The following is a 6,486-nucleotide window of genomic DNA, read 5'->3' as shown; positions in this document are numbered from 1 at the left end:
AAATGCTTGGGCAACAGATTTTCCTTTGGCTACATCCATGCCAATAACGGGTTTCATCTTCTCCTCCTCATTCGAATTCGCCGGTATTCCCACAATGGTTCCTACTCCACAGCTTCGCGTGTGATACGAGGTCTGATGCCTCAACCAGCTCAAACATGGTAGAAGGGTGTAGTGGGAGAACTGTTTGTTATTCGGGGTTATCCCCAGGGGCTGTCACGTTCTCCCGGCTACTTCCATCGTAAAGCGGTCATTAAAAAAGGCCAACCAGTAATCTCTGGTTGACCTAATAATACGAAGGGCTGTCCTTAATGGGACGCCCCTTTGCTGTTTCTTTCACCTTCCAGCAGGAAATCCGCGTGCTTTGTTGCGCCAGACTGTCACAAATGCAAAGGCCAACAGGACGCACAACGCCCACGGGAAAGAAACGACACCCGTTGTTTCGAGAAGAATCCCACCGGCCACACCCCCGCCGCCGATGGCGAGATTCCATGCGGTCACCAGCATCGATTGAGCTACATCTGCGCTCTCTCCGCCTGCTACGGCAATTGCTGTCTGCAGCAGCGTCGCCGCTCCCCCAAACGTTAAGCCCCACATGGCAGCTGCCGGATAGATCACAAAAGGCTGGCTGCTGCCTATGCCCAGCAGGATAGCTGCCAAGGCGAATGCAGCGAGGCTGATCAGAACAAGCAGTCTCAGGTGCCGGTCAATCCAGACCCCGGTTAGCCAGATGCCAAGCAGTGCTGTAACACCGAAGATGAGAAGTACTACGTCCACCCGCCCGGTAAGCCCGGTCTGAGTAAGGTACGGTGCAATGTAGGTATACAGGATGTTGTGGGCCAGTACCCAGGCTAGTACGACAAACAATATCGGGCGCACTCCGGGAGTAGTGAAGACCTTGTGGAGAGGGAGCCGCTGGTCTGCGGACTCTCCCGGAGAGTCCGGCAGCTTCCAGAGCACCCATATGGTCAGCAGCAGCGCGAGCAGCGACAGGATACCGAAGACATTGCGCCAGCCCGCAAGGTCCCCGAGCAAGGTTCCGGCAGGGACACCGAGCGCAAGAGCAAGTGGTGTTCCTGCCATGGCAACGGCCATAGCCCTTCCCTTAAGCGGCTCCGGCACCATGCGCCGGGCATAGCCGGCGATCATGCCCCATAGGACACCGGCTGATACACCCGCGAGGAACCGGGCCGCAAGCGTTAGGGGATAGCTTGAAGAGAGAGCAGTGACGGTGTTAAATACGAGAAAACCAAGAATGCATGTCAGCAGCAAGGGACGCCGTCTCCACCCGCGTGTTGCGGTGGTCAAAGGAATTGCGGCAAGTAGCGAGCCCAGGGCATACAGGGTAACGAGCTGACCCGCCATGGCCTCTGTCACTCCAAGTCCCTTACTGATCTGGAGCAGTAATCCGGCGGGAATTGTCTCGGTAAGGATACAGATAAACCCGGTCATAGCCAGGGCAAGCAATCCGGCCCAGGGAAGGCGTCCGGAAGCAGAAGCGCTGGAGATTTGCTGTGAAGAAGAAGCTGTGCTGCTGCTCATATCGAACCTCCTTCCTTATGATTCATGTTTCAATCTGCCGTAGACGGCATTGCACAGGTCAACCGTAAACGGACCCGACATGCCCTCCAGTGCGGTATTGGTGAAAGCCGCCACGCTTAGCCGCTGCTTGGGATCAACGAACCACGAATGACCATAGGTACCGCCCATGCGCCATGTGCCAGGGGATTCCGCAGTGTCTGCGGCAAGAGGATCTTTAAGCACCGTGATGCCCAGGCCAAAGCCCCGCCCTGGCCAGAAGGGCATGTGCAGATCACCAATCTGATTGGTGGTCATTTCCCGAACCAGGGATTCCGGCAGCAGAGGTGCTCCCCCTTTGCGCAGGGTTTCCAGCAGCTGCAGAAAGTCTCCGGTGCTGCCGACCATGCCAGCTCCTCCGGAAGGATAAGCGGCAGGGTCGAGCGCCCGTTCAGGGGCGAGGCGGAAGCCTGCCGTACCTTCCACAAAAGCAAGGCTGTCGGGATTGTGCAAAGGACGCAGCCCGGGAACATCATCGGCGTAAGCAGCGGCCAGCCGCTGCGGGTCGGCTGCAACGAAGCCTGTGTCCTTCATACCTAGCGGATGGGTCACAAGTGAATCTATGGCTTCGCTGAGTGTGGTGTCTGTGACTTTTTCAATCACGGCCCCCAGCACATCTGTTGCGATAGAATATCTCCACATGGTGCCTGGGGTATAGAGGAGCGGGACAGAGGCAATACGCCGTAGGTTCTCTTCGAGCGTAATGGTAGTCTGATCCATGCCATCAGATACACCAGCCCGCTCATAGGAGCCGCCCTCTTCCTGAAAGAAGCGGTAGGTCAAACTAGCGGTGTGCGTCATTAAGTGCCTTACTGTTATTGCTGCGGGCTTACCGTTCTCCAGTCGTGGCTGAAAATACGGAAGCCAGCGGTCCACGCGGTCATCCAGCTTCAGGCGGCCTTGCGCCACCAGAACCAGAGCAGCCGCAGAAGTGATAGGCTTGGAAACCGATGCTAGCCGGAACAAGGCGTCCTCCCGCATAGGCTGGTTCAGCTCGCGGTTCGCAAAACCGGCAGCACGGCTATAGATGAGCCTCCCATCTAACGCTACCTTGATGACAGCCCCCGCCAGACGCTTGTCGGCTAATGTCTGGTCTAGTACGTTATCGATGCGCTCCGGTAGATGCTCCGGGTTCATGAGATTTGAATCCTGCATTCGTAGTCATCCTTTCGCTATAGTTAAAGCTAAAATCGCTTTACTATTGTAAGTATATTATATAAAATTAGTTGACCTGCTAACATAAGGAAACTAAGCTATAACAGCCATTTAGCAGTTAAAAACAAGGCAGTTTGCACATGAATCCTTAAAATTAAAGGAGCTGAATGAGATGGACCATACAGACAAGCAGATTCTGTTTCATCTTCAAAACCAGGCGAGAATGTCCATGACAGAACTCGGGAAATGTGTGGGTCTATCACAACCGGCAGTGACGGAAAGAGTTAAACGTATGGAGGAAAACGGGGTGATCCAGGAGTACCGGACTATTATTTCACCTGAAAAAATTGGGAAACTGGCTACTGCTTACATTCTGTTCCACTCCAGGGATTGCCATGCCTTCGTTGATTTCTGCCGCTCCTCCCCTGAGGTCCTTGAGTGTTACAGGATCAGTGGCGAGCACAATTATCTGCTAAAAGTAATGACCGACTCCACGCAAGCCTTGGAGCAGTTCGGCAATGAATGCGATAGATACGGGACTTATACAATCCTAATCGTAATGTCATCGCCCGTTGATCATAAGTACCTTATTCCTTTGCTGGAAGGAACTGTTTAGGACCTGCCCTTACTGGGGAATGAAGAGTAGATTCGAGAGGAGGCATATACATAGTGGAAGAGACATTGCTGGCGCAACTGGTACAGTGGCATGAAGATGATGAATTTGCCAAAATTGTGGACCGCATCATGGAAATTCCCGAACCGGACAGAGACTATACACTTATTGGTCAACTGGGCAGGGCGCTGAACAATCTGGACCGTTACCATGAAGCGCTGGAACAGCTGCTGAGTGTTGCCGGGCAAGGAGAGAAGGACCCGATCTGGCACTACCGGGCGGGATATGCCTACTACTATCTGAAGCAGTACGATCAAGCGGTTCGTGAATTCGAGCTGGCAGATCAGCTGGAGCCTGGAGATGAGGCGGTTCAGCAGCTGCTTGGCTGGAGCCGCCGTGCGGCGGAGCGGGAGGTACGGGAGCAGCAGCGTTTTGCAGCTGCACAGGCCGGCGAGAGTACTGCGGGGGGAAGCACAGTTGAACCTTTTGACTTCGACGGCTTCTGGGAGGACAGCGATTATGCCCGCAAATCGTATGTATCCGATCCGCCTACAGACGAGCTGATTGCCTCGGTGGAGCAGGAACTGGGGTATAAGCTGCCGGCCTTTTATATCGAGATGATGAAGCGGCAGAATGGGGGGATTCCCCGGGATACTTGCTTCCCTACAGAGGAAGCGACCTCTTGGGCGGAAGATCATGTGGCGGTTACAGGCATTATGGGCATTGGGCGGGAGAAGACCTATTCCTTGTGCGGGGAACTCGGCAGCCGCTTCATGATTGAAGAGTGGGGTTACCCCGATATTGGTGTGGTATTCGGCGATTGCCCGTCCGCAGGGCATGATGTGATCATGCTGGATTACCGGGCCTCTGGTCCGGAAGGCGAACCGGCTGTGATCCATGTGGATCAGGAAGCGGATTATGAAATTACTTTTCTGGCCAAAGACTTCGAGAGTTTTGTACGCGGGCTGGTGAATGAGGAGGTCTTCGATACGTCCGAGGAGGATAAGGCAGAGGATCTGCGGAAGGTGGCTCATGGAGCCTTTTCACCCCTGCTTGCGGAGCTGTGCGGCAATGTCACGGAGATCGATAATGTAGAGGGTATAATCCGTACAATCTGTACGGAGATTGTAGAAGACAAAGGGCATTTCTCTCTCCATGCCGATGAGCGTTCTATTTTGATGTATGATGTGCAGTTCTGGCTGTATACCAAGTCGTATCCGCAAACCAACCGGGCTGAATACCTGGAGGTCTATTCCAAAATGATCGCCTTTGGCGGCGAATTCGGAACCGGCGGCTACGCGCCGTCCTTCATTACGGATTGGCTGGACGATCGGGTCCGGCAGGGGAGTATTATTGAGCGTGGTGGTGTGCTCAGCTTCACGGAAGAAGCCCGGGAGGCCCTGCTGCACAGGCTGAACGGTGTCACCGTCCCTGCAACCGGCAATGTAGCTCCGTTCATCCTGGTGGAGCAGGAAAATGGCGGTGTGTCTGTTATTCTGAGCGTAGGTACCTATTTGGCCGATCTGTTTGATACACGGGCAGACGAAGGCTTCGAAGGCAACGGCTACGATTGGGCTTCCCTTGCGGCGGTTTTCCTGGAGGAACAAATGCCGGAGCTGACAGGCATTGTGCATTTTGACCCGGAGGCTGACATGTTCTGCGCCTACTCCGGCAACAGGGAAGCTATTCTTGGTTTTGCTGCCGGATTCAAGCAGGCCTGCGAGGATGAGGCACTGATCCGGGACCTGTTCTCCCGCGCCGAGCTGGACTGATTACTCCGCTGCGGCCGCCCGGGATCGTTCTTTTATCCACTCTGTGAACATTCCATAATCCTTCTCCACCTGATCGGCATATCCGTAAGCCCACCGGGAGAGATAGCGCGCAAAAGCATCCGGGTCCTGCCCCATGGCCTTGGCAATTTCCTCCTCGCTATGATAAGGAAGAATGCCCTGGTCCACATCGGCATCGGCCCGGGCATGCATTTTGGCGGTCAGGCAACCCATTATCTCAAGTACCCGGGTCATATCCTCCATAGTTGCGATATCGGTCAGCTTCAGTCTTTTCTTATACGGCGACCGTTCTCTTACATAGAAGTGCCTTCCCTCAAGCGTCAGAAAGCCCAGATACGGGTCGGCCTTATGGTGCATGGCCTGCTGTGTCGCCGTTACCCGTTTTCCCTGATGCCCGAAATGCAGCCAAAAGGACTCGGAATACGGCATGAAATAAGCCGGAACCGGCACGCGCACTTCTTTTACCTCAAGCACGGTATCGTCCGTATCCTCCCGCTCATGTCCACCCTCGATTAATACATAATAGCGGTCCAGCCCGATGGAGGCGGTGCCTGAACCATGCTTGACTGCAATGTCTTTTATCCGGAAGTGATCCTCATTCAGGTTTCGGGTAACCGCGGTCTGTGTATAGAACGCCCAGGCGCTCCCCAGGAGGGTCTGTTCGGCTTGTCCGGGTACAGCCAGCTCGGAATTCTCCAGAAACACTCTGCCCGTCTGCATCTGAGCTGTAACCTTTTCCAGAAAATGTGCCTGTCTGCGTTTCTCCAGCTTGCGGAGGAGCTTCTTCACCGGACCTTTGGCGGTATCCTCATCCATACTATAAGTGGCAGGGTTATCCTTGCCCTGTGCGAACCGCCGGATCTGTCTGGCATACGCTTTAACAAAGCTCTCAATATGGCTTAGCTGTTCAGCTTCACCCTGTCCCAGCTGTCTGCCCACCAAAGCGATGCTGCCGGCCATACGCAGGAGATCGTAAAGATACGAGCCCACATACCCCTCATCGAAATCATTGACGTCATAGACCATATCTCCGTCTTCGCTGCGGATGGCGCCAAAGTTCTCGAAGTGCAGGTCTCCCTGAATCCAGGTTGGCCGGTCCTCAGGGGTGTGATAGGGGAAGTACTGGCGGGTTGTATCGAAATAGAATAAGTACGCGCTGCCCCGGTAAAAGGAGAAGGCGTTCTGCGACATTTTCAGATATTTCTCAGACCGTTTCTCGGGACTCAGGCCCATAATGCCGCTATCGAACTCTTCAAAGATGGAGATCAGCAGATCCTTGCGGAGCTTGGTTCGTGTGCGGATGACGCCTTCGGTAATAGATTTGTCGATCACGGGAACCCTCCTTGGCTATAT

Annotated in this window: 5 protein-coding genes; 2 read left to right on the top strand and 3 right to left on the bottom strand. The window is 54.4% G+C overall.

What is annotated here, in order from left to right; all coding sequences use genetic code 11:
- Positions 1 to 333 precede the first annotated feature (333 nt).
- A complete protein-coding gene (locus A3844_RS26800) occupies positions 334 to 1,539 on the bottom strand; it encodes an MFS transporter (protein ID WP_074109039.1) in 1,206 nt (401 codons plus the stop codon).
- A 15-nt stretch (positions 1,540 to 1,554) separates the two neighbouring features.
- Positions 1,555 to 2,730 (bottom strand): serine hydrolase domain-containing protein, encoded by a 1,176-nt coding sequence (locus A3844_RS26795; RefSeq protein ID WP_074109038.1) that lies wholly within the window; start codon positions 2,728 to 2,730, stop codon positions 1,555 to 1,557.
- Positions 2,731 to 2,902: 172 nt separating this feature from the next.
- Here A3844_RS26795 and A3844_RS26790 point away from each other — a divergent pair, with 172 nt between their 5' ends.
- Positions 2,903 to 3,346, top strand: a complete 444-nt coding sequence (locus tag A3844_RS26790; RefSeq protein ID WP_074088304.1) for an Lrp/AsnC family transcriptional regulator — start codon at positions 2,903 to 2,905, stop codon at positions 3,344 to 3,346.
- Between the two features lie 53 nt (positions 3,347 to 3,399).
- On the top strand, positions 3,400 to 5,115 hold the full coding sequence (locus A3844_RS26785; protein WP_074109037.1) for an Imm51 family immunity protein: 1,716 nt from the start codon (positions 3,400 to 3,402) through the stop codon (positions 5,113 to 5,115).
- Here the strand turns inward: A3844_RS26785 and A3844_RS26780 are convergent, their stop codons facing one another.
- Positions 5,116 to 6,465, bottom strand: a complete 1,350-nt coding sequence (locus A3844_RS26780; RefSeq protein WP_074109036.1) for a DUF2252 domain-containing protein — start codon at positions 6,463 to 6,465, stop codon at positions 5,116 to 5,118.
- Positions 6,466 to 6,486: the final 21 nt, after the last annotated feature.

It is taken from the genome of Paenibacillus helianthi, assembly GCF_001909055.1.
Taxonomy (GTDB): Bacteria; Bacillota; Bacilli; order Paenibacillales; family Paenibacillaceae; genus Paenibacillus_AQ; species Paenibacillus_AQ helianthi.
Note: the sequence above shows the minus strand (reverse complement) of the source record. Positions and strands in the feature narration are given on the sequence as shown.